At 65.8% G+C, this 25389-nt stretch carries 22 protein-coding genes; 6 read left to right on the top strand and 16 right to left on the bottom strand.

Annotation, left to right across the window (positions count from 1 at the left end; genetic code table 11):
• Positions 1-85 precede the first annotated feature (85 nt).
• Positions 86-703 (bottom strand): SGNH/GDSL hydrolase family protein, encoded by a 618-nt coding sequence (locus KR767_RS05025; protein WP_250878326.1) that lies wholly within the window; start codon positions 701-703, stop codon positions 86-88.
• A 2-nt stretch (positions 704-705) separates the two neighbouring features.
• Positions 706-1950, bottom strand: coding sequence for an aminotransferase class I/II-fold pyridoxal phosphate-dependent enzyme (locus tag KR767_RS05020; RefSeq protein ID WP_250878325.1), 1245 nt, complete (start codon positions 1948-1950; stop codon positions 706-708).
• A gap of 119 nt (positions 1951-2069) precedes the next feature.
• Here KR767_RS05020 and rsgA point away from each other — a divergent pair, with 119 nt between their 5' ends.
• On the top strand, positions 2070-3125 hold the full coding sequence (rsgA, locus tag KR767_RS05015) for a ribosome small subunit-dependent GTPase A (RefSeq protein ID WP_250878324.1): 1056 nt from the start codon (positions 2070-2072) through the stop codon (positions 3123-3125).
• Between the two features lie 251 nt (positions 3126-3376).
• Here rsgA and KR767_RS05010 read toward each other — a convergent pair whose 3' ends face one another.
• The 3 genes from KR767_RS05010 to KR767_RS05000 form a co-directional block, all read right to left on the bottom strand.
• The gene (locus tag KR767_RS05010; RefSeq protein WP_250878323.1) at positions 3377-4615 is read right to left on the bottom strand and encodes a multifunctional CCA addition/repair protein; all 1239 of its coding nucleotides are present in this window, start codon (positions 4613-4615) and stop codon (positions 3377-3379) included.
• Between the two features lie 8 nt (positions 4616-4623).
• Positions 4624-5565: a complex I NDUFA9 subunit family protein gene (locus tag KR767_RS05005; protein ID WP_250878322.1), complete on the bottom strand. Its 942-nt coding sequence runs from the start codon at positions 5563-5565 to the stop codon at positions 4624-4626.
• Between the two features lie 61 nt (positions 5566-5626).
• Positions 5627-7732, bottom strand: a complete 2106-nt coding sequence (locus KR767_RS05000; protein ID WP_250878321.1) for a transglycosylase SLT domain-containing protein — start codon at positions 7730-7732, stop codon at positions 5627-5629.
• Positions 7733-7878: 146 nt separating this feature from the next.
• Between KR767_RS05000 and KR767_RS04995 the strand changes: the two genes are divergently transcribed.
• Entirely contained in the window at positions 7879-9510 is a 1632-nt protein-coding gene (locus KR767_RS04995; protein ID WP_250878320.1) for a glycoside hydrolase family 17 protein, read from the top strand.
• A 195-nt stretch (positions 9511-9705) separates the two neighbouring features.
• Here KR767_RS04995 and KR767_RS04990 read toward each other — a convergent pair whose 3' ends face one another.
• From KR767_RS04990 to KR767_RS04970, 5 genes are all read right to left on the bottom strand, one after another.
• A complete protein-coding gene (locus KR767_RS04990; protein WP_250878319.1) occupies positions 9706-10086 on the bottom strand; it encodes a hypothetical protein in 381 nt (126 codons plus the stop codon).
• A gap of 4 nt (positions 10087-10090) precedes the next feature.
• Positions 10091-10903: an endonuclease/exonuclease/phosphatase family protein gene (locus KR767_RS04985; RefSeq protein WP_250878318.1), complete on the bottom strand. Its 813-nt coding sequence runs from the start codon at positions 10901-10903 to the stop codon at positions 10091-10093.
• 88 nt (positions 10904-10991) lie between these two features.
• Positions 10992-11654 (bottom strand): thiol:disulfide interchange protein DsbA/DsbL, encoded by a 663-nt coding sequence (locus KR767_RS04980; RefSeq protein WP_250878317.1) that lies wholly within the window; start codon positions 11652-11654, stop codon positions 10992-10994.
• A gap of 31 nt (positions 11655-11685) precedes the next feature.
• On the bottom strand, positions 11686-12576 hold the full coding sequence (locus KR767_RS04975; RefSeq protein ID WP_250878316.1) for a thiol:disulfide interchange protein DsbA/DsbL: 891 nt from the start codon (positions 12574-12576) through the stop codon (positions 11686-11688).
• An 89-nt stretch (positions 12577-12665) separates the two neighbouring features.
• Positions 12666-13487, bottom strand: a complete 822-nt coding sequence (locus KR767_RS04970) for a c-type cytochrome (RefSeq protein ID WP_243853273.1) — start codon at positions 13485-13487, stop codon at positions 12666-12668.
• 164 nt (positions 13488-13651) lie between these two features.
• On the opposite strand from KR767_RS04970, the gene yihA reads away from it, so the two are divergent.
• A complete protein-coding gene (gene yihA, locus KR767_RS04965) occupies positions 13652-14299 on the top strand; it encodes a ribosome biogenesis GTP-binding protein YihA/YsxC (RefSeq protein ID WP_250878315.1) in 648 nt (215 codons plus the stop codon).
• 206 nt (positions 14300-14505) lie between these two features.
• Here the strand turns inward: yihA and KR767_RS04960 are convergent, their stop codons facing one another.
• On the bottom strand, positions 14506-14997 hold the full coding sequence (locus KR767_RS04960) for a GAF domain-containing protein (protein ID WP_243853279.1): 492 nt from the start codon (positions 14995-14997) through the stop codon (positions 14506-14508).
• A 73-nt stretch (positions 14998-15070) separates the two neighbouring features.
• On the opposite strand from KR767_RS04960, the gene bioD reads away from it, so the two are divergent.
• The 3 genes from bioD (at position 15071) to dcp (ending at position 18472) form a co-directional block, all read left to right on the top strand.
• Positions 15071-15742 carry a dethiobiotin synthase gene (gene bioD, locus KR767_RS04955; protein WP_250878314.1) on the top strand — a complete coding sequence of 224 codons (672 nt, stop codon included), beginning with the start codon at positions 15071-15073 and terminating at the stop codon, positions 15740-15742.
• A gap of 36 nt (positions 15743-15778) precedes the next feature.
• Positions 15779-16114 (top strand): hypothetical protein, encoded by a 336-nt coding sequence (locus KR767_RS04950; RefSeq protein ID WP_250878313.1) that lies wholly within the window; start codon positions 15779-15781, stop codon positions 16112-16114.
• 171 nt (positions 16115-16285) lie between these two features.
• Positions 16286-18472, top strand: a complete 2187-nt coding sequence (gene dcp / locus KR767_RS04945; protein WP_250878312.1) for a peptidyl-dipeptidase Dcp — start codon at positions 16286-16288, stop codon at positions 18470-18472.
• A 63-nt stretch (positions 18473-18535) separates the two neighbouring features.
• On the opposite strand, the gene KR767_RS04940 is transcribed toward dcp, so the two are convergent.
• The 5 genes from KR767_RS04940 to putA form a co-directional block, all read right to left on the bottom strand.
• Positions 18536-19003 carry a hypothetical protein gene (locus KR767_RS04940; RefSeq protein ID WP_250878311.1) on the bottom strand — a complete coding sequence of 156 codons (468 nt, stop codon included), beginning with the start codon at positions 19001-19003 and terminating at the stop codon, positions 18536-18538.
• 271 nt (positions 19004-19274) lie between these two features.
• The gene (locus tag KR767_RS04935) at positions 19275-19757 is read right to left on the bottom strand and encodes a DUF2599 domain-containing protein (protein ID WP_250878310.1); all 483 of its coding nucleotides are present in this window, start codon (positions 19755-19757) and stop codon (positions 19275-19277) included.
• Between the two features lie 16 nt (positions 19758-19773).
• Positions 19774-21372, bottom strand: coding sequence for a hypothetical protein (locus KR767_RS04930; RefSeq protein WP_250878309.1), 1599 nt, complete (start codon positions 21370-21372; stop codon positions 19774-19776).
• 48 nt (positions 21373-21420) lie between these two features.
• Positions 21421-21948: a hypothetical protein gene (locus tag KR767_RS04925; RefSeq protein WP_250878308.1), complete on the bottom strand. Its 528-nt coding sequence runs from the start codon at positions 21946-21948 to the stop codon at positions 21421-21423.
• Positions 21949-22078: 130 nt separating this feature from the next.
• A complete protein-coding gene (gene putA / locus KR767_RS04920; RefSeq protein WP_250878307.1) occupies positions 22079-25231 on the bottom strand; it encodes a bifunctional proline dehydrogenase/L-glutamate gamma-semialdehyde dehydrogenase PutA in 3153 nt (1050 codons plus the stop codon).
• Between the last annotated feature and the right edge of the window lie 158 nt (positions 25232-25389).

The raw sequence follows: 25389 nt of genomic DNA, 5'->3' as shown, positions 1-25389 counted from the left end.
CCTCGCGCGCGACCCGCTCCAGAGCAACACCTGTAGGAGCGCGCCTGCGCGCGACGGGCTGATGCATCGGCCCACCGGCGACCCTCTACCTCGCCGGCAATTCCCGCAACGCAGCCCGCGCCTCCGGCAGGATGGCATCGACCCACAGCCCATACTGCTTCGCCGACGGATGCAGCCCGTCGTCCACCAGCATGCCCGGCTTCGCGCCGGCCTGCCGCGAGGCTGGCGTCACATCCACCCAGCGGGCATGGGCGCGCAGGGTTTCATCCTTCGCAATGGCGTTGAACGTATCGATGTCCTTGCCGATGGCCGCGCGATCACGCCCCTCGGCAAAGGCGGTGATGCCCCAGTCGGGAATCGACACCACCACGACGCGTCGCGCATCGCCGGCGAGCCCGATCGCCCGATGAAGCAGCGCGAGAAACTGCTCGCGATACTCCGTGGCCGGGCGCCCGCGATACTGGTTGTTCACCCCGATCAGCAGGGTGACCAGGCCATAGCCGGGCGTCAGGTGCGCGGCATCCATGGCGGCCGACAACTCGTCGGTCGTCCAGCCCGTGGTCGCGATGATTCGCGGTTCGCCCACGGCCACGCCGTCGTCATGCAGACGCGCGACCAGCTGCACGGGCCAGCGGCCGGCCTCGGCCACGCCCTCGCCGATCGTGTACGAATCGCCGAGGGCCAGGAACGTCGGTGCCGTCATCGTCAGGCGACCGCGCTGGCGAGCGGCCGGTCTTCGGCGGCCATGCGGCCGAGCACACGATCCATGCGCGCGAACACCTCGCCCAGCTGGGCCAGCTCCGGCAGCAGGGTCAGGCGCAGGTGGCGGCTGGCGGGCAGGTTGAAGCTGGTGCCGGGCACGACCAGTACGTTTTCCTCGTCCAGCAGGCGCAGGGCGAAGGCCGTATCGTCGAAATGCGGCACGGCGTCGGCACGCACCCAGGGGAAGGCGTAGATGGCGCCGCCCGGAGCGACCAGGTCGAAGTAGGGGCTTGCCTTCACCTGGTCGAGGATGAGCCGGCGCGCCTCGTGCAGGCGGCCGCCCGGTGAAGTCAGCTCGGTGATGGTGGGCTTGTCGAGCAGGGCAGGCTTTACGGCCCACTGCGCGGTGACGTTGGCGCACAGTCGAAGCGCCGACAGCAACTGGAGCGCTTCGCGGTAATCCACGGTGCGCTTGGGATCGCCCGACAGGCTCATCCAGCCCACGCGGTAACCGCAGGCGCGATGCACCTTCGACAAACCGCCGAAGCTCACGCAGGGGTGATCGCCGGCTACGGCCGCCAGCGGCTGGAACGGCGTGCCGTCGTAAAGGATCTCGTCGTAGATCTCGTCGCAGAGCAGCAGCAGGTTGTGCTTGCGCGCCACGCCGACGATGCGCTCCAGCAACGCCTTCGGATAGACGGCACCGGTGGGGTTGTTCGGGTTGATCAGCACGATGGCGCGGGTGCGCGGGCCGATCAGGGATTCCATCTCGTCCGGGTCGGGCAGGTGGCCGTTCTCGGCGAGGCAGCGGTAATAGCGCGGGTGTCCGTTGTTGAGGATCGTCGCAGCGCTCCACAGCGGGTAGTCCGGGCTGGGCAGCAACACTTCCTCGCCCGGCTGGATCAGGGCGCGCAGGGAAAGATCGATCAGCTCGCTCACGCCGTTGCCGACGAACACGCGCTCCACCTCGACACCGATGGCGCCACGGGCGCGCTGCTGGGCGACGATGGCCTCGCGGGCTTCTTCCAGGCCCTGCTCGTGACCGTAGGCTTCGCTGTCGGTCAGGCGGCTGGCGATGGCTTCGCGCAGGTGGGCCGGCGTGGTGAAGCCGTAGCGACCGGGGTTGCCGATATTGAGCTTGATGATCGGCCGGCCGGCGGCCTCCAGTTCGCGGGCCCGTCGGGTGAGGGCGCCGCGGATTTCGTAGCGCACTTCCGCCAGGTGCGCGCTGGGCTTGATCGAGGACACTTCGCGAGACTTCCGGTAGGTGCCGCCAGGCCCTTTCCCGGCGGTCTGTCCCGATCCTAACAGCGTCGTCATGGTGTCGCGAGGCGGAAATCGGTCTCCGAGCGGGCATAATCGCGGCCATGACCGACCCTGCGGACCTGGCGCGCCTGCGCCGTATCGGCTGGCGCGAGCCTGGCCTGCCCGACGACCCACGCCGACTTGCGCGCGTGGTGGCCCAGCATCGTGCCGGTTACGAGGTGCACGACGGGGCGTCGGCATTCAACGCGCAGCCGGCCGGACAGTTCCTGAAGCGGGGCCTCGACCCGTCACTGCGGCCTGCCGTGGGCGACTTTGTCTTCCTCGATCATGCGAACCACCCGGTGATCGAAGCCGTGCTGCCCCGGCGCAGCACGCTCACCCGCGCGGCGGCCGGCGAGCGCTACGAGCGACAGATCATCGCCACCAACATCGACTACGTGCTGGTGCTCACCGGCCTCGATGGCGACTTCAATCCCGCCCGCATCGAGCGTTACCTCACGCTGGTCGAAGGTTCGGGCGCACTCCCCGTGGTGTTGCTCAGCAAGGCGGACACCGGCGTGGACGTCGATGCGGCGGTCACCGCCCTGCGCGAACGCCTTCCTTCCGAAGCCGCGGTGCATGCGATCAACGGCAAGGACCCGGCCACGGTGGCGTTGCTTGAGCCCTACCTCGGCCCGGGTTCCAGCGCCGTGCTCGTGGGCTCGTCGGGTGCAGGTAAGTCCACGCTCACGAACACCTTGCTGGGCGAGGAACGCATGGCGACCAGCGCCGTGCGCTCGCACGACAGCCGCGGCCGCCACACCACCACGCATCGTGCGTTGCTGAGCCTGCCCACGGGCGGCTGCCTCATCGATACGCCTGGCATGCGCGAACTGAAACTCACCGGCGAGGAAAACCTCGACCTGTTCGCGGACATCGAAACCCTCGCCGCGCAATGCCGCTTTGCCGACTGTGGACACACCAACGAACCCGGCTGCGCGATCCAGACTGCGCTGGCGACGGGCGAGCTCTCGACGCAACGCTGGCGCAATTACCTGAAGCTCCACGATGAGCGCGAAGAACAGGCCGCCACCCTGGAAGCAAAGCTCCGCCGCAAGACCGTGCCCAAGCACCCGGGCAAACCCCGCCGTGGCAACTGGTCCCACTCCGACGACTGATCGCGACAAGGGCTGCGCCCGTTGCCTCGCTCCATCTCACGGTGATCGTGTGGAAAACCCTGCCGCACCACCGTGCCCTTGTAGGAGCGCGCCTGCGCGCGACCGGTTGTCGCGATACCCTCATCGTTTCGATCCAAACGGTCGCGCGCAGGCGCGCTCCTACAGGGATACGGTGTCGTGAGGTTGATGGCCTTGCGATCGGCTCCTGTCCGTTCGGCAGGGGGCCTGCCATGGGCGGCTAGCGAGTCTCATCATCGGTCGCGCGCAAGGCGCGCTCCTACATGGGCGATGGCGGCGGTCTGGGCTTTCTTCATGGCTTCGCCGATGGCGGGGCCTTCGAGGCCCTGGTCGACGAAGGGTTTGGACGTGATGGCGGCGGCGGCTTCGCGGCAGGCGCGAAGGTAATCGGCCTGCGGGTAGTCGGCGTCGTCGCTGCCGAGGCGGCCGCGTTTGTCGGCGGTGCAGGCGAGCAGGACGGTGTCGAGGCGTTCGGGTCGGCGCAGTGCGCCCAGGGATTCGAGCAGGCGGAGGATCGTTGCCGGTTTCAGTTCGAAGGCCATGTGGGCGTTGAGATGGTGCCTGCAGACCATCTCGGCCATGAAGGCGTATTCGGTGGGGATTTTCAGGCGCGCTGAGATTTCGCGTACCGGTTCGATGCCGCGTTGTTCGTGCATGATGTGGCGCGGCAGCACGTCGGCAGGAGTAAGTGCCTTGCCGAGGTCGTGCGTCAGTGCGCACCAGGCCACCAGCGCGTCGCCGGGCGCGAGTCTTGCGGCGGCCTGCAATACCAGCTCGATGTGGATGCCGGTGTCTACTTCCGGATGGTATTCCGGGCGTTGCGGCACGCCGTAGAGGGCGTCTACTTCCGGGAACAGTACACGCAGTGCGCCGCTTTCCCGCAGCACCTGCACGAAGACCTGCGGCATTGGTTCGGCGAGTGCCTTGCGGGTTTCTGCCCACACGCGTTCCGGCACGAGGTGATCCACTTCGCCGTCTTCGACCATGCGGCGCATGAGGGCCATGGTTTCGCTGGCGACGGTGAAGCCCAGCGGCGCATAGCGTGCGGCGAAACGTGCGACACGCAGCAGGCGCACCGGGTCTTCCGCGAAGGCGGGAGATACATGGCGCAGCGTGCGTGTTTCGATGTCGCGCACACCGTCGAACGGATCGACGAGGCGACCGTCTTTCGCTTGCGCAATGGCGTTGATCGTGAGGTCGCGGCGTTCGAGATCCTGCTCGACGGTGACACCCGGATCGGCGTGGAAAGCGAACCCGTGATAACCGCGACCGGTTTTGCGTTCGGTGCGGGCGAGGGCGTATTCCTCCCTGGTGTCGCCGTGCAGGAAGACGGGGAAATCCTTGCCTACGGGTTTGTAGCCGGCGGCAACCATGTCTTCCGGCGTGGCACCCACGACGACCCAGTCGCGATCGACGACGGGGCGGCCCAGCAGTTTGTCGCGTACGGCACCGCCGACAAGGTAGATATCCATGGTGTCCTTCAGGGGCGCCGCTTGGCGCGCGCCTCGTCGAGGCGTCGCTGGTGTTCGGAATGGCCGAGCAGGCGGGGCAGCCATGCCGACAGCAGCTGCGGCTGGATGCCGAGCTGCGCGAGGCCGTCGACCTTGCCGACGGAGTCGGTGCGCAGCGTGCGGAAGTTGTCCGGTGTGAACGGCTTGCCTGGGGCGAACTGGGCCAGTTCGGCCTGGAGACGACCGAGCGAGTCGGGCATGGGCAGCACGAGGCGGCGTCGGCCGCGCGTATCGCGAATGGCGCGTACGAGGTCGAGCAGCGTCCAGGTCTCTCGGCCGTACAACTCGAAGGTTTGCAGTAGCGAGATCGAAGGGTTTGCCACGGCCCGTGCGATGGCGTCGGCCACATCACCGACGTAGACCGGTGCCATCTTCGCCTTGGGTCGCGGTAGCGGCATGACCGGTGCGAAGCGCAGCAGTGTGTCGAAGCGGGTGACCAGGCCGTCGCCGGGGCCGAAGATCGTGCTGGGCTGGTAGATCGTCCAGTCGAGCGTGGAGGATTTCACCAGGGCTTCGGCTTCGCCGCGCGTGCGCAGGTATTTCGACAGTCCCTGGCCTGCCTTCATCGCGCTCATCTGGTGCAGGCGATGCACGCCGGTGTCACGGCAGGCATCCACCACCAGCCGGGTGAGCGTGGCATGCACGCGTTCGAACGTATCGCGACGGCTTTCGTTGAGGATGCCGACAAGGTTGATGACGGCATCGGCGCCGGCGATATGCCGGCGCAGGGTCGGTGGGTCATAGACGTCGGCCGTGACGACGCTGACGTTGCGCCCGACGGTGGCGTGACGACGGGTCTGTCGGTTGCGCGACAGCAGCAGGATCGAATGGCCGTCCGCGGCGAGACGGGGCACGAGGCTGCCGCCGACGAAGCCGGTGCCACCGAGGATGACGATACGTTGGGCTTTCATGGGGTCCCCTGTCTGGCGGCGTCGGTCCGAGCGTAGGCGCTGCGGACCGCGCCGCCAAGCATCAGCGCTGGGGCTCCTCCGGCGTGGGTACCGAGGAGGCCTCGGCAGGTGCAGGTTCCGCGACAGCCGGGGTGGCCGGCGGCGAGGGCTTGCTCACGACCGGGGCCGGGCAGCTCACCGGCTTGCGCACGGCACCCGACGACGGCAGTGAATAAGTGCTGCCGATGCGGGTCATGCGCGAGCCGATGGACAGCGCATTGCCGTTGAGGCGCCAGTCGTAGATCACGGCAAAGGCCATGACACGCGCGACATATTCGCGGGTTTCCTTGTAGGGAATGCTGGCCACGAAGAGATCCGGATCAAGGGTGCCGCGGGCGGACAGCCACTGGTCGACCTTGTTCGGGCCGGCGTTGTAGGCGGCACTGGCAAGCCACGGGGCTCCGTTGAAGCGGGCCGCCATCTGCGAGAGATAGCGAGTACCCAGCACGATGTTGGTGCTGGGGTCGTACAGGCTCTCGCCGCCGCCCCACGACAGGCCGTTGCGCTTGGCGACGTTCGCCGCCGTGGCGGGCAGCAGCTGCATGAGGCCACGGGCATCGGCGCCGGAGCGGGCGTCGCTCATCCAGGCACTCTCGGCGCGGATGATCGCGTACGCCCATGGCGCCTCGATGCCAGCCTGGCTCGACTGTTCCACCACGCCATCCTGGCGGGCGAGCGGGAAGCGCTGTTCGTACAGGCGCAGCGCTTCGCCGGACGACAGGCCGAACACGGCGCGGTCGTACCAGCCCTTGCGGAAGGCGAGGTCGGCGGCAAGGCGCTGGGTGTCCGCGTCGCGGCCGGTCAGTGCGGAGGACCATTCGCGACGGGCGTATTTCTGCAGGCCCACGGCGTACAGCTCGAAAGCACGGTCGAGGCCCGGGTCGTTGAGCAGTGCGGCTTCGCGACGCTCATCGGTGGGCATCGTCACCGGGCAGATGGCGTAGGCGGTGTCGATGCGGTCGGCCGAGAGAAAGCCGAAGTACGTGGCTTCCTGCGATACCGACTGGTAGAGCCTTTTTGCTTCGTCGTTGCGACCCAGCTTGCCGAGGACCAGGGCGCGGAAGTAACGCCACTCGCCATCATCCTTCTGCGTGGGCGACAGGGCGTCCAGCGCAGTGAGCGCAGCCGGCCAGTCCTGTCGGGCCAGGGCAACGCGCACGCGCCATTCGCGGCTGGCGTCGGTCTGTGCGGAAAGGGGCAGGGCGGCGAGGCGGTCGAGTGCCGACTCGTCGAAGTCGGTGGCGTGGAAGAGGGCCAGTGCGTTGAGCACGGCACCCTTCTGCTGCTCGCTCAGGGTGAACTTCGGTGCGAGCGTGGTCCATGCACCGTCGGCCACGCTGGACTGGCGACGGGCCATGCGTTGCAGGGCCAGCGTGACGGCCTGGCGATGGCGCGGCGTATCGGGCCAGTCGGCGGCCTGGCGCAGGGCGGTGGCCGGGTCGTTCAGCGCCAGCGCGATGCGCTGCGCGGCCGATGCGTCGGACGTCGGCAGCCACGGTGCCAGCGAGGCGATGGTGCCGCCCTTGCCGGCGTCGGCCGCTACCTGGATGCGGGCCCACAGGCGTTCGCTGGTGAGCAGGCCGGCATCGTGCGCGGCGGAGAGCACCGGGTCGCAGCTGTTGGGCAGGCTGGGTTTCTTCCACAGGTCGGCAAGGTCGCGCTCGAACACCAGCGGCTCGTTGCGCGACAGCTTCGCCTGCAGGGCGTAGCAGGCCAGCGAATCGCCGAGGCCGGGCTGGTACATCGCGGCGAACGTGGTCCAGTCCTTGCGGCGTGCAAGTTCGCCGAGAAAATCGCGGCGCAGGTCGGCGGCAGGGATCAGCCCCGGATAGCGGTTGAGGTAGGCGTCGACCCGGGCGCGGTCCAGCGTGCGCAGGTCGTGCGTGAGCGCCGCGGCTTCCAGGTAGGGGAACAGGACATAGTTCTCCAGCCCGGTGGCCTGGGTGCGCCAGGCATCGCCACCTTGCTGGCTGGCCGCCGCATAGGCCTGGCGGAAACGCATGCGCTGCGCGTCGGTGCCTTCGGCGGCGGCGCCCGGGGACTGGGCGATGACACAGACGACCAGGGCGAGGCCGGCGAGAAAGCGGAGCGGACGGGGGATGCGTCGCGATGCCTTGGAGGGGGCCATCGGGATTCCTTCACGGGGACGTACCCATCATTGTAGGAAACCCGCGCGTAAACCGGATGAACGGCCCGTTCCAGGGGAATCGCCCTGTCGCCTGCGGGCCGTTAAGCTAGTCCGGTTCGCCTCTTCGATTTCGTTACTGGAACGGCATGCCGCCTCTCAGCCCCTACGCGCGGTTCGCGCGACCGCTCGCATGGATCATCCTTATCGCCGCCGCGCTGTTCGGCGCCGGCTACTGGTGGCAGCTGGGTCGCCCGATCCCTTTGCCTGATTCGCCTACGGCGAAGATCGCCTGCGTGTCCTATGCGCCTTTCCGGCTGAAGGGCGAGACCCCGTTCGACGTCAACGCCTTTATTCCGCCCGAGCGGATCGAGGAAGACCTGAAAGCCCTCTCCACCCGCTTCGATTGCGTGCGTACGTATTCGATGGGGCAGGGGCTGGGTGCCGTACCGGATATCGCCGGTCGTTATGGCATGAAGGTGCTGATGGGCATCTGGCTCGGTCGCGATCCGGTGGCCAACGAGCGCGAGATCAAGCTGGGGATCGAGGCGGCCCGTCGTGACCACGACAGCCTGCGCGGCATCGTGGTGGGCAATGAGGTGCTGCTGCGCGGCGAGCTGTCCGAGAAGGCGCTTGCGGCTTATATCCGCCGGGTGAACGATGCCACCGATGTGCCGGTGACCTACGCCGATGTGTGGGAGTTCTGGCAGAAGCATCCGCGTCTTGCCGAGGCCACGGATTACCTCACCATCCATATCCTGCCGTACTGGGAAGACGAGCCGGTGTCCCCGGAGCGGGCCGTGCATCACGTCGCCGACGTCTACCAGCGCATGAAGGCCGAATTCCCCGGCAAGCGCATCATGATCGGCGAAACCGGCTGGCCCAGCGAAGGGCGCACGCGCCGCGACGCCAGTGCAAGCCTGGTGAACGAGGCACGTTACCTGCGCGAGTTCCTGAACTACGCGGCCACGGTGGACATGCCCTACAACGTCATCGAAGCCTTCGACCAGCCGTGGAAGCGTGATCTGGAAGGCACCGTCGGCGGTTACTGGGGCATCTTCGACGTGGATGCGAAGCCCAAGTTCGCCATGACCGGCCCCGTGGTGGAAGAGCCGCGCTGGACCTGGGCCATCGCAGCGGGTGGCATCGGTGCCGTTGTCTTCCTGCTGGCAGGTGCCTTCGGCCGTCGCTGGCACGGCGTGCAGGGCTGGCTCGCCCTGCTGCTTTCGGGTTTTGCCGTGGGCACGGCGCTGGCGGCCCATGCGCGCCTTCTGCTGTTTGCCTGCCGCAATAACATCGAATGGGCGACGGGCATCGGCGTGGGCATCGTCGGCTTGCTCACCTCGCTCTCGCTGGCGCGCGCCGTTGCTTCGCGCCTGGCATCACCGGTGAACCCGGCGGCCGTCGCGCCGGCACCGCAGGAGCGTCGCCGCCTGGGCATCACCTGGTCCGATGCATTTACGCCGCAGCGTTTCTTCTGGATGTTCGTGCTGACGCTTTACGGCATCCTGCTGGTCTTCAACGGCCGTTACCGTGATTTCCCCATCGGGCTGTTCGCGTTGCCGTGCATCGGGTTTTTCCTGCTGGGTCTGTTGCGCACGCGTGAGGATGTCCTCATGCCGCTGGTCGAGGAGCGCCTGCTCGCCGTGTGGCTGGTGCTGCTCGGTGCGGCCGTGGTGGTGCAGGAGATCGGCGCCAACGTGGTGTCCTGGGGCTGGCTGCTGCTCAACCTGGCGCTGGCGATCCCGGTGCTTACGGCGTGGAAGCGGGCGCGGCGGTAATTCGGTATTCGCTTCGTACCGGTCGCGCGCGAGGCGCGCTCCTACAGGTACCCGGCCGCGCGCAAGCTGCGTTGTAAGAGCGCGCCTCGCGCGCGACCGGCACGAAGCAACGAGCTACCTGTAGGAGCGCGCCTTGCGCGCGACCGCACCAAGGCGAAACGCACCCGGCCGCCCCGCCGCGGCAAATCGCTCCGATCAAGCCGCAGCGACAGCTTCCCAGCGCTCGTACTGCACCCGCACCAGCCGCAACGCCCCGATCAGCAGCGCCAGTGCACCACCCTCGTAGCAATACAACTGCAAGGCGATCACCCCCAGGCATGCCGCCAGCACAGCCGTGCCGACACCGCGCCAGAACAGTGCCAGCAGCGCCACGACAATAGCGGCGTACCCATAGGCATAGGTAAGAAACCCCTGCACGATCAGCTCGCGCACGCCACACCACCACGGACCAGCCTTGCCCTCGCAGGCATGCGCGGCGTCGGACGGCTCGATGAAGCCATACCGGAGCACGGCGGCGCCGATGGCGACGATGAGGATGGCGACCCAGGGCAGGGCAGCGCGCAGGCTGGGTTTCATGGATCTATCTCGGTGAAGCCGTGCCTATCGCCTCGGCAAGCGACAGCGGCAGGCGGATTTCGGCGGCAAGCGGCAGATGATCGGAGAAGGCGCGGGGCAATGTCCACGTGCGATCGAGTGCGATGTCAGCCGAGGTGAGGATATGGTCGAGCGCACGCCGTGGCTTCCAGCTGGGGAAGGTGGGCGTGGCAATGGTGGGCATCTGCAGGGCGGTGCGCTCGAAAAGCAAACGCATTTCCGGGCTGGAGGGCTCGGTGTTGAGATCGCCCATCAGCACCGCGTGCGGATACGGCGCGAGCAGTTCGGCAATGAAACCCAGCTGACCCATGCGCGCGGCGGCGCCAAGCGACAGGTGGGCAATTACCACCACGAGGGCATGGGGACCCTCACCGAAACGCACGAACAGTGCGCCACGGCCCTTGATGCGGCCCGGCAGCGGGTAGTCGATGACTTCGCTGGGTTCAATGCGGCTCAGCAGGCCGTTGGCCGAATGCGCGACACGGGCCATCGGCCGGTTCGGCTGGTGGCTCCAGAACGGCATGCCGGCGGCTTCGGCGATGTAGCGGGTCTGGTTGAGGAAACCCGAGCGCAGGCTGCCGGCATCGGCCTCCTGCAGGCCCACCACGTCGAACTCGTGCAGCAGGGCGGCCAGGGAATCGAGGTTCGCGAGCTTGGACGAACCGGGCAGCACGGCGTTGACGCTACGGGTGACGTAGTCGCTGTACCGCTGGACGCTCGCGCCGGCGAGGATATTGCAGCTCAGCAGGCGCAGGGTGCGCTCGGGTGCGGCGGGCGATGGCGGCGAGGAGCGGGTCATGACGAAAGGGGAATCAGGTCTCTTCGGGCCGAGGCGGCAGAGGATGCCCCCCGTCGCGTGAACGGGGGGCATCGGCCCGGTGCGCGGATTACTTGCCGCCCTTGAGCTCGCGATCTACCAGGTACTTCGCCACGCCGTTGAGCTGGTCGAAGTCACTGATCTTGTTGCTACGGTACTTGCCGTCGACGACGATCGTCGGCGTGCCGTCGATGCCCCAGGCCTGGATCAGCTTGGTGTCGGCGACGATCTGCGCCTTCACTTCCGGGCCGGTGGCGACGGCGACGAACTTCGCGCTGTCGACGTTGTAGTTCTGCTTGTACCAGTCGGCCATTTCTTCGATGGCGTTCAGCGGCATGTGCTGATCCCACTTGGCCTTGAACAGCTTGTCGGTGGACTCGTCGAGCTTGCCGGCGGGAACAAGCTTCTCAGCGGCGTAGTAGGCCTGCGCGAACGGCAACCACGCGTCATTGAAGGCGGCCGGGATGCGATGGAACGTGACGTCCTTCGGAAGATCCTTCTGGAGCTTCTCGACGTAGTCTTCGTAGTGCGCGCAGTGGATGCAGCCGAACGAGAACACCTCGACGACCTCGACCTTGCCTTCCTTCGACAGGCGCTTCTGGCCGGCTTGCGGAATGGACACGTATTCGGTGCCATCGGTGAAGCTGGGCTGGGCCGCACCTTCGGCGGGCTTGGCGCTGCATGCCGTGGCCATGGCCAGGGTGACGAGCAGCAGCGAGAGACGCTTGAACATGGGAATCTCCGTGGGGTTTCGTGGTACGCGGTTACTTGCCCGCGGCTTCCTTGCTGATGAGCCACTGGGCGAGTTCGACCGCCTGCGGATAGCCGCCGGCCGAGCCCGGGGTGAAACGATATTTGCCGTTCACGACGATGGTGGGCGTGCTATCGACCTCGTAGGCGCGGATCAGTTCATCGGCGCGCTTCATCTTGGTGTTGATGGTGAAGGAGTTGGCCGTGGCGACGAAGTCTTCGGCCTTCACGCCGTGCTGCGCGTAGAACCTGGCCACGTCGTCGATGGTGGGCCAGGCGGACTGCGGCTTCGGCTTCTGCGTCTTCATGTCGAAGATGCCCAGTTCGCCGCTCTTGAACACGGCATCGAACATGGCGTCGTGAGTCTGCTTGTCCACGCCCAGGGCCTGCGCGGTGAGGTAGGCGCGCTGCAACAGCGGCCAGTTTTCATCGGGGCGGAACGAGGCCGGGGTGTAGGTCATCACCGCACCCTTGGGCAGGCTCTTGGCCAGCTCGTCGACCACGCCGTGGAACTGGAAACAGGCCGGGCAGCCGTACGAGAACACCTCGGTGACTTCGATCTTGCCCGGGCTGCTGGTGGGCTGGGCCGGATCGATGCGGAAATACTGCTTGCCTTCCACCCACTTGCCTTCATCGACGAACGGCTTCACGTCCGGGCGCTTGGCGTCGTCCGGGTCGGCGGCTGCGGCAGGAGCCGGTGCGGCCGAGGCGCTGCTGCCCGATGCGGCCGGCGCGGTGTTTGCCGTGGATGCCGGGGCCGGCGTCGCTGCCGGTGCGCTGGCCGGAGCCGCGGGTGCGCTGGCGGCCGTGGAGGCGGCCGGAGGCGGGGTGGTGCCGCCATCGCTGTTGCCGGAACCGCAGGCCGCAAGGCCGATCAGGGCCGCGCAGAGTAGGGGAAGGCGCATACGCATCGGATTCGTATCCTTTTTTTCGTGCCATCGAAATGAGAACGGGCCCGACGAGGGGCCCGTTCGATCTCCCAACTTTACCGTCTTCAGGGCGACGCGGGTGCGACAGGCGCCGCGGGCTCGGCGCTGTGCAGTCCCTCGATGTAGCTCGCCACGGCGCCGATGTCCTCTTGCGAGAGCTTTTGCGCTACGGCAGCCATGATCTTGACGTGTGGGCCGTCCTTCGACGCGTCGCGCGACGAATCGTTCCATGCCTTCAGGCGCGCCTCGATGTAATTGGCGTGCTGGCTGGTGAGCTGCGGATAGTGCGCCCCCGGGTTGCCGCGCCCGTCGGGGCCATGGCAGGCCATGCAGGCGGGGATGCCGTGATCGACGTCGCCCTCGCGGTAGAGCTTCTGTCCCGCGTCGACGTATTTCTGGTCGGCCACGCCCGGAAGGGCGGCCTTGGTGGCGAAGTAGGCGCCGACATCGTGCATGTCCTGCTCGGACAGCGCGGCGGCGAAGCCGGCCATGATCGGGTTGGAGCGCTTGCCCGACTTGAAGTCGGCCAGCTGGGCGGCGATGTACTGCTCGCTCTGGCCGGCCAGCTTCGGGTATTGCGGATCGGTGGAGTTGCCATCCATGCCGTGGCATGCGCCGCAGGCGGCGGCCTTGCCCTGGCCAGCGGTGGCATCGCCCGGTTTGGTGGCGACCGTGGCTTCGCCCGATGGGGCGGAAGCGGTGGCGGCGTCGGTCTTCGGCATACCCGGCGTGGCCGGATCGGCGGCTGCGTTGGCGCCCGGTTTGGCGGCGGTACCGGCTGGCGCGGGCGCGCTGGTCGGCTTGGCTGGATCGGTGGACTGGGCAACAACAGCGGCGCTCATGACGAGCGTCGCGAACATGGCAGCGGCGGCGTGCCGGAACTTCATAAGCGTCTCCGTAAGGGGATACTTCTCATGACCGGGCGTGCTCCCTGCCACGCCTCATCCAAATGATTATGGGGGTGTGTTCGGAGCCCGGTCAAACGGCAGCTCAAGTGGCCAGGGGCCATATCGCATACACTGCCCGGCCACGTGTCACCCGTATCGACGCCATGTCCTCCAATACGCTCAACGGCGCCCGCTTCGTGCTGGCCGCGAATGAAATCACCCAGCTGCCCTACGACCAGGGTGCGGAAGTCGCCTTCGCCGGTCGCTCCAACGCGGGCAAGTCCAGTGCGCTCAACGCGCTCACGGGCCACACCGGGCTGGCGCGCACCTCGAAGACACCGGGTCGCACGCAGCTCATGGTGGTATTCGACCTGCCGCCGCTGAAGGGGCCCGAGGGCACGCCGCCACTGGAGGCACGCCTGGTCGATCTGCCCGGTTACGGCTACGCCAAGGTACCCGAGGCCATGCGCGCGCACTGGCGCGGCGAGATCGACGCGTATCTGAAAATGCGCCGCAGCCTGCGTGGCATCGTGCTCATCGTGGATATCCGCCATGAGCTGAAGGACTTCGACCGCACGATGATCGAGTTCTGCGCGGCGACGGAGCTGCCCTGCCATGTGCTGATGACCAAGGCGGACAAGATCTCGCGCGGGCAGGCGTCCAAGGCGCTCGAAGCGCTGCGCAAGGAGTTCCGCACGCAGGGCGTGGCGGGTACGGCGCAGGTCTTCTCGTCGCTGGCGAAGACCGGTGTCGAGGAAGCGCGGGCACGCATCATCGAATTGCTGCATACGCCGCGACCGCACGAGCTGTAAGACATCGGCTGCGCCAGGGCCGGCCTTTTCGCCCGTCCGGTCGCGCGCAAGGCGCGTTCCGAGGTTGCGGCTTCGCCGCCGTGTCCTGATTCGCGCGCGAGGCGCGCTCCTACAGACGCCGCTCCGGTCCGGTCGCGCGCAGGCGCGCTCCTACAGGGCAGGGGGTAGGAGCGCGCCTGCGCGCGACCGGCATATGCGGAAACCGATCAGCCAGCGATAGCCTTCATGAAGGCCTCGCAAAGCGCTTCCATGCCCTTGCGGTCTTCGTCGTCGAAACGCCCCACCACCGGGCTGTCCACATCCCACACGCCGAACAGGCTGCCGTCGCCCTTCACCAGCGGCACGACAATCTCGGAATTGGATGCCGCGTCGCAGGCGATATGCCCTTCGAACTCGTGCACGTCGCGCACCAGCTGGGTCTGCCGGCTCTGCGCTGCCGTGCCGCAGACGCCTCGCCCGAGGGCGATGCGAATGCAGGCCGGCTTGCCCTGGAAGGGGCCCACCACGAGCTCGTTGCCGTCGAACAGGTAGAAACCGGCCCAATTGAGATCGGGCAGCACGTCATAGACCAGCGCAGCGAAATTGGCCGCATTGGCGATGGCGTTGGACTCGCCATGCATCAGGCCCTCGGCCTGCTGAACCAGTTCGGCATAAAGAGTGGCCTTGTCGTCGGCAGCGATGGCCTTGGCTTCGTACATGGCGGTTTCCACGGCGGAATCGGGGAGGGAAGCCGTGTATGGTGCCACGTCCCCACGCATGCAAGGCCGTTCCATGTCCCGTCATCTCTTCGTCGCCGGCACCGACACCGGCATCGGCAAGACCCATGGCGCCCAGGCGCTGGTGCATGCCTTCCGCCTGGCGGGCGAGCGCGTGGCCGGCATGAAGCCGGTCGCCAGCGGCTCGTTGCGCACGCCGGACGGACTGCGCAACGAGGATGCACTGGCCTTGCAGGCGGCCAGCGAGCCGCGTCCCGCCTATGACCTGGTAAATCCGCTGGCGATGGAGGCTGCCGTGGCGCCGCACCTGGCGGCCGTGCAGGAAGGCGTGGCCTTGCGCTGGGAGCCACTGGACGCCGCGTTCGAGTCGCTGACACGGAGCCACCAGCGAGTGATCGTGGAAGGCGTCGGCGGCTGGCTGGTGCCGCTGGCGCAGGACATGTCCGCCGAGGACATTCCCCGGCGCTGGAACCTCCCCGTGGTGCTCGTGGTGGGCGTGCGCCTGGGTTGCATCAGCCATGCACGTCTCACCGCACGTGCCATCGAGGCCGATGGCTGCCGCTTGGCCGGCTGGATCGCCAATCGCGTGGATCCGGACATGCCGCTGGCCGACGAGAACATCACCACCTTGCGTGAACACCTCGATGCACCCCTGCTGGGCGTGCTGCCACATGGCCTCGTGCCTGCCGAAGCCGCACGCCTGCTCGACCTCCGTCCCCTGACCTGACAGCGCCTTCACGAGCACCGACGTAAAGAATTCGCCATGACTACCTACTTCCTCTCCGTCAAGGACATGAGCAAGGCCAGGGGCCCGGACCCGGACCTGGCCTTCGAAGGCATCGGCCCGGAAAAGCTCGCGGCAGACATCGCCAACGCCATGCGCAGCGACAACCTGTTCCAGCGCTGGCGCGCAAAGCAGCCGGAGCCGGACGAAGTGGACGACAGCCTCGGCGTGACCGATGCCAGCGCGAGCGCCACGGGCGAATTGTCGAACGACCGCACCGACGTCAAACTCACCACCAGCCTGCCGATGCGCATCGTGAAGCACCGCCTCAACCTCTTGATCGGCAACAGCTGGGAACTACGCGACACCCGCTAAGGCCCCGTAGGAGCGCGCCTCGCGCGCGACCGCTACGAAGCCCGCGATACATGGCTCCGTAGCGGTCGCGCGCAAGGCGCGCTCCTACGGGGTTACTTCCGGTGGTTGTCCCCGACCGGACGCGGCCGCTAGAGTCCCTGGTTTGACCAACCGCCAGGGGACCCTCCGTCCATGAAGGTACGCACGCTCGTGATCGCCACCTCGATCGCACTCACCACGGCCTGCTCGTCGTCGAACGACGCCGACAAGGCCCAGGCCCCGGCCGCCAGCGGCACGGCGGCTCCCGCCCCGGCCGCGACCGCTGCCGCCGCACCTGCCGCCCACGTGAACCCGCTGCTGACCAAGAGCGAGCTGCCGTTCGAGGCGCCGCCTTTCGACAAGATCGTCGATGCCGACTTCCAGCCCGCCATCGAAGAGGGCATGAAGCAGGAACTGGCCGAAATCGACGCCATCGCCAATTCGACGGAAGAGCCCACCTTCGACAACACCATCGTCGCGATGGAGAAGTCCGGTGCGCTGCTGCGCCGCGCCATGAGCGTGTTCAGCGGCCTTACCGGCGCCAACACCAACGACACGCTGCAGAAGGTCGAGGAAGAGGAATCCCCGAAGCTCGCCGCGCATAGCGACGCGATCTACCTCAACGACAAGCTGTTCCAGCGCGTGAAGGCGCTGTACGACAAGCGCGATTCGCTGAACCTCGATCCGGAATCCGCCCGCCTGCTCGAAGTGAAGTACGACGACTTCGTGCACGCCGGTGCCAAGCTGTCCGAAGCCGACAAGACCAAGCTGAAGGAACTCAACAAGGAGTCCTCCACGCTCAGCACCAGGTTCACCAACCAGCTGCTCGCCGCCACCAAGGCCGGCGCCCTGACGGTAGACGACGTGAAAGCGCTCGACGGCCTGTCCGATGCCGATATCCAGGCCGCCGCGCAGGCCGCCAAGGATCGCAAGCTCGACGGCAAGTACGTCGTTACCCTGCAGAACACCACGCAGCAGCCGGCCCTGCAGGGCATGAACAACCGCGACACCCGCGAGAAGCTGTTCAAGGCTTCGTGGGAGCGCGCCGAGCACGGCGACGCCAACGACACGCGCGAGATCATCACGCGCATCGCGCAAGTCCGTGCCGAACAGGCCAAGCTGCTCGGCTTCCCGAACTACGCCGCATGGAAGCTCGACGACCAGATGGCCAAGAAGCCCGAGGCCGCCGAGAAGTTCATGGAGCGCCTGGTGCCGGCCGCCGTCGCCCGTGCCAAGTCGGAATCCAAGGACATCCAGGCCGCCATCGACCAGGACAAGGGCGGTTTCCAGGTACAGGCCTGGGACTGGGACCACTACGCCGAGAAGGTGCGCAAGGCCAAGTACGACCTCGACGAATCGCAGGTCAAGCCGTACTTCGAGCTGGACAACGTGCTGCAGAACGGCGTGTTCTACGCCGCCAACCAGCTCTACGGCATCACCTTCAAGGAGCGCAAGGACATCCCGGTATACCAGCCGGACGTCCGCGTGTTCGAAGTGTTCGACAAGGACGGCACCTCCATGGCGCTGTTCTACTGCGATTACTTCAAGCGTGACAACAAGAACGGCGGCGCCTGGATGAGCAACTTCGTCGACGAGTCGACGCTGCTCGGTACCAAGCCGGTCGTGTACAACGTGGCGAACTTCACCAAGCCGGCACCGGGCCAGCCGGCGCTGCTGTCGTTCGACGACGTCACCACCATGTTCCACGAGTTTGGCCATGCGCTGCACGGCATGTTCGCCAACACCAAGTACGTGTCGCTGTCCGGTTCCAATACGGCACGCGACTTCGTGGAATTCCCGTCGCAGTTCAACGAGCAGTGGGCGTCGGATCCGAAGGTCTTCGCCAACTACGCCAAGCACTACCAGACCGGCGCACCGATGCCGGATGAACTCGTCGCCAAGATCAAGAAGGCGAAGAGCTTCAACCAGGGCTATGCGATGAGCGAACTCATCTCGGCCGCGCTGCTCGACATGCAGTGGCACATGCTGCCGGCCGACGCGCCGAAGCAGGACGTGGACAAGTTCGAAGCCGAAGCCCTCAAGAAGGCAGGCTTCACCCTGCCGCAGGTACCGCCGCGCTACCGTTCGAGTTACTTCCAGCACATCTGGGGCAACGGCTACGCCGCCGGTTACTACGCCTACCTGTGGACGCAGATGCTCGATTCCGATGCCTTCGAGTGGTTCAAGGAGCACGGTGGCCTGACTCGCGAAAACGGCCAGATATTCCGCGACAAGATCCTCTCGCGCGGCAATACGGAAGAACTGGGCAAGCTCTACCACGACTTCCGCGGCAAGGAGCCCAGCATCGAGCCGATGCTGAAGGATCGTGGCTTGAAGTAAGCCGCCATAACCCGGTGACGCAATAAGGCCCGGCATCTTGCAAAAGATGCCGGGCCTTCGTTTTCATGGGGTCAGGGTGATACTGGCAAGCCGTAGCGACCCACCACGCCAGGTGATGCCCTGGATTTCATTCAACGGACTTGACCGGTATTCAAGGTGTGTCCAGAGCGATCCGCCGCCATCGTGTCCCACGTGCCGTGGCCGCGAGAAGCTGAAGGACTGCACTTCCTTCAGGCTGCGGCTTTCGATGAGTCCTATATACGTGTCGGCGGTGATCCGGTCTACGCCAAGCCGGCAGATCATTTTTCCATAGGCCCGGCGGAACAGGATGCGGCAATCGATGTGAAGGCCGCCGACCCCGGTGAGCACCCGCTCGTTGTCGAGCTGCTCGATAAGCAACGCGGAGCCGCGGGTGTCGATGATGAATTCATCCATGACATAGATGCCTTGCTTGTCCAGCGTCCGGCAGTCGAGTGAGTTGAAATGGATGTCGACCGCAGATGTGCCGAGCGCGCCACGGCCTTCGGCCAACAGGGACCGCAGGCGAGTTTCGTCATCTGCACCACGTCTGGGCTTTGACGGAGTTCTAGGCGGTATTGCCGGCGCCCTGGCTCTTCCGGGCGCGGATACATTGGATGGGTATGACGGGTTGCTGGTGACAAGTCGAACGGCCGGTAGCGACGTCATGTCGCATTCCTCCCTGGGTGGGTGGGCGTCGGGTACCGGCCGACGTAGGTTGTCTTGCGGGTAATACTTTTGATCCAATCGGGCGCAATTGCAATAGGCCCGGGGGAGGGGGCGATCAGCCCGGCGGTTCGAACGGGAAGGCTTGATTCGGATTGCACAGAGCAGCTTTCGTGGCCGTCAGGCCCACGTCCGGACGATGTGGCTCCAGATTCCAGGTCTCGTTGTTACTTGCGTTGTCGAGATGGCACTGGAGCTGGTGAAGCATGCCCCGTGGGTTGCTGAAGTATCTTTCGTCACCGTATTTCCGTACGATTTCCGCGAACATGTGATCGACTTCCGTGGTTCGCGTAATCTGGCGTCCGCATGCTGTTGGTGTCAGCTTGAGACTCAACTGTCCCGCATTATCGCCATCGGATCGAAGTATCCATACCCCTTCCTTTATGTAAGGGCTGCAGTTCAGTTCCAGGACGGCACCGCCACGTGTTTCGGCTATCTGGTCAGCCGCATGATCAGGGTGGTTGTTGCAGCCCGAGGCAAGCATGCCGAAAAACGTCATCAGAAAGCGAAACGTTCGTGGGTTGGAGGATAAGTTCAACATCCCTGTACTCCCTACATTATTGCCCTGTCTGGTTCGTGCCGAGTCGCAGGTACCGGGAAAATTCGCGCCGGTCTCCTGTTCTCGGAATAACGCTGTAATTGATGAAGAACGGGCTACCCTGGTTTTCCGCTATCCATGCCGCGGGTATGGCGAACACCAGGGGTGATGCACCGCTGGCCCGCTTTTCTTCGGTATCGCGCTTGGCGATGCCGGTCAGGCGGACGGTGACCTTGTGCCCGCTCGCGAGCCCCGGATAGGACACGGTCACCTCGTTGCGATTCGAGTTGAAGGTGGGAGCCGGCAGGGTGAGCGTCTGGGATTCCACCGAGAGTGACAATGCACTCGATCTATCAGTGTTCCCTTGATGCTGCACATCGAACGTCACGTTGAAGCGTTGTCCGATCGCATCAACGACCTCGACGCGGGGAATATCGAAATTAATGCTTCCAGGGCTGCCAACGGTGTGCCATGCCGTTACGTAGGGCTGGGAGCTTTGCCATTGGACCCTGGCCTTGTCTCCGGCTGCCATGCCAGCGTACGGCGGTACCTTTACGGTCACCTTGTCCAGGTTGCGGAAATCATCGAGCTTGAGCAGGGTTCCGCCGCTGCCGGTGGCTTCCACCACGGCAGGTTTCAGCTGGGGTACGGGGAGAGGGCCCGTATCCGGCGGCGGTACGGCCTGATCACCCTGCACGTAATCGAAGCGTGCCGGTGCACTGCCCGTCGGTAAGGTGAGCTTTATGACGGGCAGTTTTATGCCCGTGCTGTTCCAGTAGTCCTTCTGATCCAGTTGCGCGATCGGCAGCCCCGAGAGCGATGTATAGAAAAAACCTTCGATCGGTAGCTTCGCGCCAATACCGTTGCTCCATGTGGCGAGGCGCAACTCATTGCTGAGAGAGTTCAGCCAGGAGCTGATCGATGCCATGGCATCGATGGTCGCGTTGAAGGCGGCGGTTGCACCACTGCCGAGGTCGAAACCGCACTGGCCGTGCCGCTTGACGTCGCCATTTCCACCCAGTGCATTGAAATGCGCGGCCCACTGTGTGCCCGTCGTGATGTTCTGGCTTTGGCAGGGCGCACTCTTGGCCGGTGCGGGTACCGAGAAACCCACTTGCTTGCCGCATCCGGCCATATCCCGTCCCGTCGTGCCTGCATCCAGCGGAAACGCACACAGCACGCGGGGAAGCGTGCGGCCCGCTGGCGCATCGTCGTAGGGGTAGAACACGAATCCATGACTGTACAAGGGGGCGAGCGATCGGAACGTGGCATCCTTGCGCAGGAAAGAAAATGATACCCCGCCGCTTTTGATGGATTCGGGGCTGGGGTCCCATGCGTGTGTGCCGGCGGGATTCGTCGTAGCGCGGAACAGGATGCCAGTGCAGCGAAATACTGGTCCGCTTGCAGGGCAGTAACTGCTCGTATCGTTATAACGCCGGGTCATGGCGGTTGCCGTTTCGTAGCCCCAGGATTGCGGCGTGTTCGAAACTCCTGCGGCGCTGACGCCGATACTCGATGTCGTAGCGGGAAGAGGCTCCCGTGCATTCCGGGTCTGGCATGCCGCCAGCAGAATCATCATGCACATAAGCGACGCAGTTTTTGGATCAACGTGCTGCATGGATCGCGCTCCTTTGCCTCTGTTGGAAATCCTTTGCATCGCCATTACTCACGCCAGCAATATGAAGTCCACTCCCAGATAACCAGTAGTGACGATGTCGAGTGTCACCTGCTCGAAAACATCGAGTTTTCCCTTGAACAACGAAGTGATGTCGAGCGTGCTCTGCCCTGCTGACACCATGACGTATTCGTTCGCTGTTTGTTTTTCACTAGCGAATGCCGTGATTCGAACCTGGATGGCGCCGCCGGATGGGTTCGATACGCCCAGGTCGACGGATTTGTAAAGCCGGCTGAACTGGAATGCGGCAGCACTGAATGTTCGATTCGATTTTGCCCATACGAAACTGTGGCACTGACTACTGTTCAGTGTGACGACATATCCATGGGTGCCGAAACAGCAGAATGCTTTCAGCTCCGGTACGCCGGGGATGGTATTGCCGGTCACGTCAGGCTCGTAGACCGTGCCCGACTGCAAGGAATTGAAAGTGACGATGGATGCATTGAGGTGGGTCTTGCGATATCCCTTCGTGCGCGTCGATGCTGTCGCCTGGGACATCGGTGTGGCGATCGTGTACATGGCGAACTCCTTTTGACCATGAGGGTCTTCAATGTATGGCCGGTCGCCTGTCTGCAACAGGCCCATGAAAAAGGCCGCATTCCTTGCGGAACGCGGCCTTGGTGCGGCGAGTGCCGAATCAGCTTAGTGATTACTCGCCGATGGTCAGCAGCGAAGCGTTGCCGCCGGCCGCCGTGGTGTTCACGGTGAGCGTACGCTCGCCGGCGAAACGCAGCAGGTAGTGCGGGCCACCGGCCTTGGGGCCTGTGCCGGACAGGCCTTCGCCGCCGAAGGGCTGCACGCCGACCACCGCACCGATCTGGTTGCGGTTGACGTAGCAGTTGCCCACGCGCGCGCGGCTGGAGATGAACTCGATGGTGTCGTCGATGCGGCTGTGGATACCCAGCGTGAGGCCGTAGCCGGTGGCGTTGATCTGGTCGACGACCTTCTCCAGGTCGGCGGCCTTCCAGCGGATGACGTGCAGCACGGGACCGAACACTTCGCGGGTGAGCACGTCGAGCGACGGGATCTCGTAGGCGCGCGGAGCGAAGAAGGTGCCGTTGGCGGTGGCTTCCGGCAGCGCGACTTCGGCGATCTTCTTCGCTTCGCGATCCATGCGGGCGGCGTGTTCGACCAGGATCTTGCGGGCATCCTCGTCGATGACGGGACCGACATCGGTGGAGAGCAGGCCCGGGTCGCCGATCTTCAGCTCGGCCATGGCGCCGGCCAGCATCGAGATGACCTTGTCGGCGATGTCTTCCTGCACGAACAGGATGCGCGCGGCGGAGCAGCGCTGGCCGGCCGACTGGAAGGCGGAGGCCACCACGTCCTTGACGATCTGCTCGGGCAGGGCCGAGGAGTCGGCGATCATGGCGTTCTGGCCGCCGGTTTCGGCGATGAGCGCGGCGATCGGGGCGTTGCGGGCGGCCAGGGCGCGGTTGATCGCCCAGGCGGTGTCGGTGGAGCCGGTGAAGGCCACGCCCGATACGCGCGGATCGCGGGTGAGGGCGGCGCCGACCGTGGCGCCGTCGCCCGGCAGGTACTGGAGCACGTCGGCCGGCACGCCGGCGTCGTGCAGCAGCTTCACCGCGAGGTGGCCGATGAGCGAGGTCTGCTCGGCGGGCTTGGCGATGACGGCATTGCCGGCGGCCAGCGCAGCTGCGACCTGACCCAGGAAGATCGCCAGCGGGAAGTTCCACGGGCTGATGCAGACGAACACGCCACGGCCGTTGAGGAACAACTGGTTGCTCTCGCCGGTGGGGCCGGGGAGCTGTTCCGGCTGGCCGAACAGGCGGCGGGCCATGGTGGCGTAGTAACGCAGGAAGTCGGCGGCCTCGCGGATTTCCGCGATGGCGTCGGGCAGGCTCTTGCCTGCCTCGCGCACGCACAGCGCGATGAACTCGGCGCGGCGGTGCTCAAGCTGCTCGGCGGCGTGCTCGAGGATGGCGGCGCGGCTGGCGGCCGGCAGGCGGTCCCAGCCGTGCTGGGCGCTCACGGCGGCGGACAGCGCACGCTCGACCAGGGCCTGGTCGGCGTTTTCCACCGTGCCGACGATGCGGCGACGGTCGGACGGATCGGTGACTTCCACCTTGGTGCCCGAAGACGCGGCGCCCGCGACCAGCGGGGCGGCCTGCCACGGACCGGTGTGGCGGTTGACGGCGTCGGCGAGTTCGTTGAGCTCGTTGTCGTTTGCGAAGTTCATGCCCATGGAGTTCTTCCGGAGTTCGCCGTAGAGATTGACCGGCAGGGGAATGCGGGGGTGGGGAATGGAGGCGAAGGCGCGGACCGTCTCGCACGGGTCGGCCACGAGTTCGCGCACCGGCACCGACTCGTCGACCACGCGGTTGACGAAGCTGGTGTTGGCGCCGTTCTCGAGCAGGCGGCGGACGAGGTAGGGCAGCAGGTCTTCATGGCTGCCGACCGGCGCGTAGACGCGGCAGGGGACGTTGAGCTTGTCCTTGCCGATCACTTCCGCGTAGAGGTCGGCACCCATGCCGTGAAGGCGCTGGTGCTCGTACGGACGACCCTTGGCGATATGGTGGATCGCAGCGATGGTGTGCGCGTTGTGCGTGGCGAACTGCGGGTAGATCAGGTCGCTGCCGGCGTTGAACAGGCGATGGGCGCAGGCCAGGTAGCTGACGTCGGTGTTCGGCTTGCGCGTGTACACCGGGTAGCCCGACAGGCCGTTTTCCTGCGCGCGCTTGACCTCGGCATCCCAGTAGGCGCCCTTCACCAGGCGCACGAACCAGCGGCGGCCGGTGGCGCGGGCCTTTTCCGTCACCCAGTCGATGACGAAGGGCGCGCGCTTCTGGTACGCCTGGATGACGATGCCCAGGCCGTTCCAGCCTTCCAGCGAGGGATGCTCGAAGACGTCGCCGATGATGTCGAGCGACAGCTCCAGGCGATCGGCTTCCTCGGCGTCCACCGAGAGCGCGATGTTGTTCTTGAAAGCCAGCTGCGAGAGTTCGAGCAGCTTGGCGCCCAATTCGGTACGGGCACGGGCACGGTTGGGCACTTCGTAGCGCGGATGCAGCGCCGAGAGCTTCACCGAGATCGACGGCGCTTCGAGGTTGCTGGTGAACGGACCGCGGGCACCCAGCGCGTTGATCGCGTCGCGGTAATCCTGCTGGTAGCGCTCGGCCGTGGCCTGGGTGAGCGCCGATTCGCCGAGCATGTCGTACGAATAGCGATAAACGGCGTGTTCTTTTTCCTCGGCGCGGTCGAGGGCTTCCTTGATCGTGCGTCCCATCACGAACTGGTGGCCCATGATCCGCATGGCCTGGCGCACGGCGAGGCGCACCACCGGCTCGCCGGCGCGACCGACGAGGCGGCGAAGGCCGGAGGTGAAGTCCTTGCGGGTTTCTTCGGCGAGGTTCACCAGGTGGCCGGTGAGCATCAGGCCCCAGGTGGAGGCGTTGACGAACACGGATTCGCTCTGGCCGAGGTGTTTCTTCCAGTTGGCGTCGCCGAGCTTGTCGCGGATGAGCTTGTCCGCCGTGCCCTTGTCGGGAATGCGCAGCAGGGCTTCGGCCACGCACATCAGCAGCACGCCTTCCTCGGAGGAGAGGTCGTACTGGCGCATGAAGGATTCGACGGCGCTCTGGTCCTTGGCGCGCGCGCGGACGCGGGTCACCAGGCCGGCGGCCACGTCGATGACGTGCTCGCGTTCGGTCGGAGGCAGACTGGCCTGCGCGAGCAGGTCGTTCACGGCCTCGGTTTCGTCGCGCAGCCAGGCGGCTGTGATGCGAGCGCGAGCCGGCTCGGCGCCGGTCGGGAGTTCGGGACGGAGGATGGACGGATTCACTTGGGTGGCTTGGGGACTGGGAGACCGGTCATTGTAGGGTAGGGCGCGGTTTCTTGTGTGTTGCTATGCGGGAGGTCATGGACTGCGACAATCCGTCACGTGACAACCTTGCCGCATCCTGTTGAGCGCCCTATCATCCGAGCGTTCCAGGCACGCCA

Origin of the sequence: Luteibacter anthropi (assembly GCF_023699965.1) — a bacterium.
GTDB classification, from domain to species: domain Bacteria; phylum Pseudomonadota; class Gammaproteobacteria; order Xanthomonadales; family Rhodanobacteraceae; genus Luteibacter; species Luteibacter anthropi.
The sequence above is the reverse complement of the archived record's forward strand: the minus strand, read 5'-3'. Positions and strand labels throughout refer to the sequence as shown.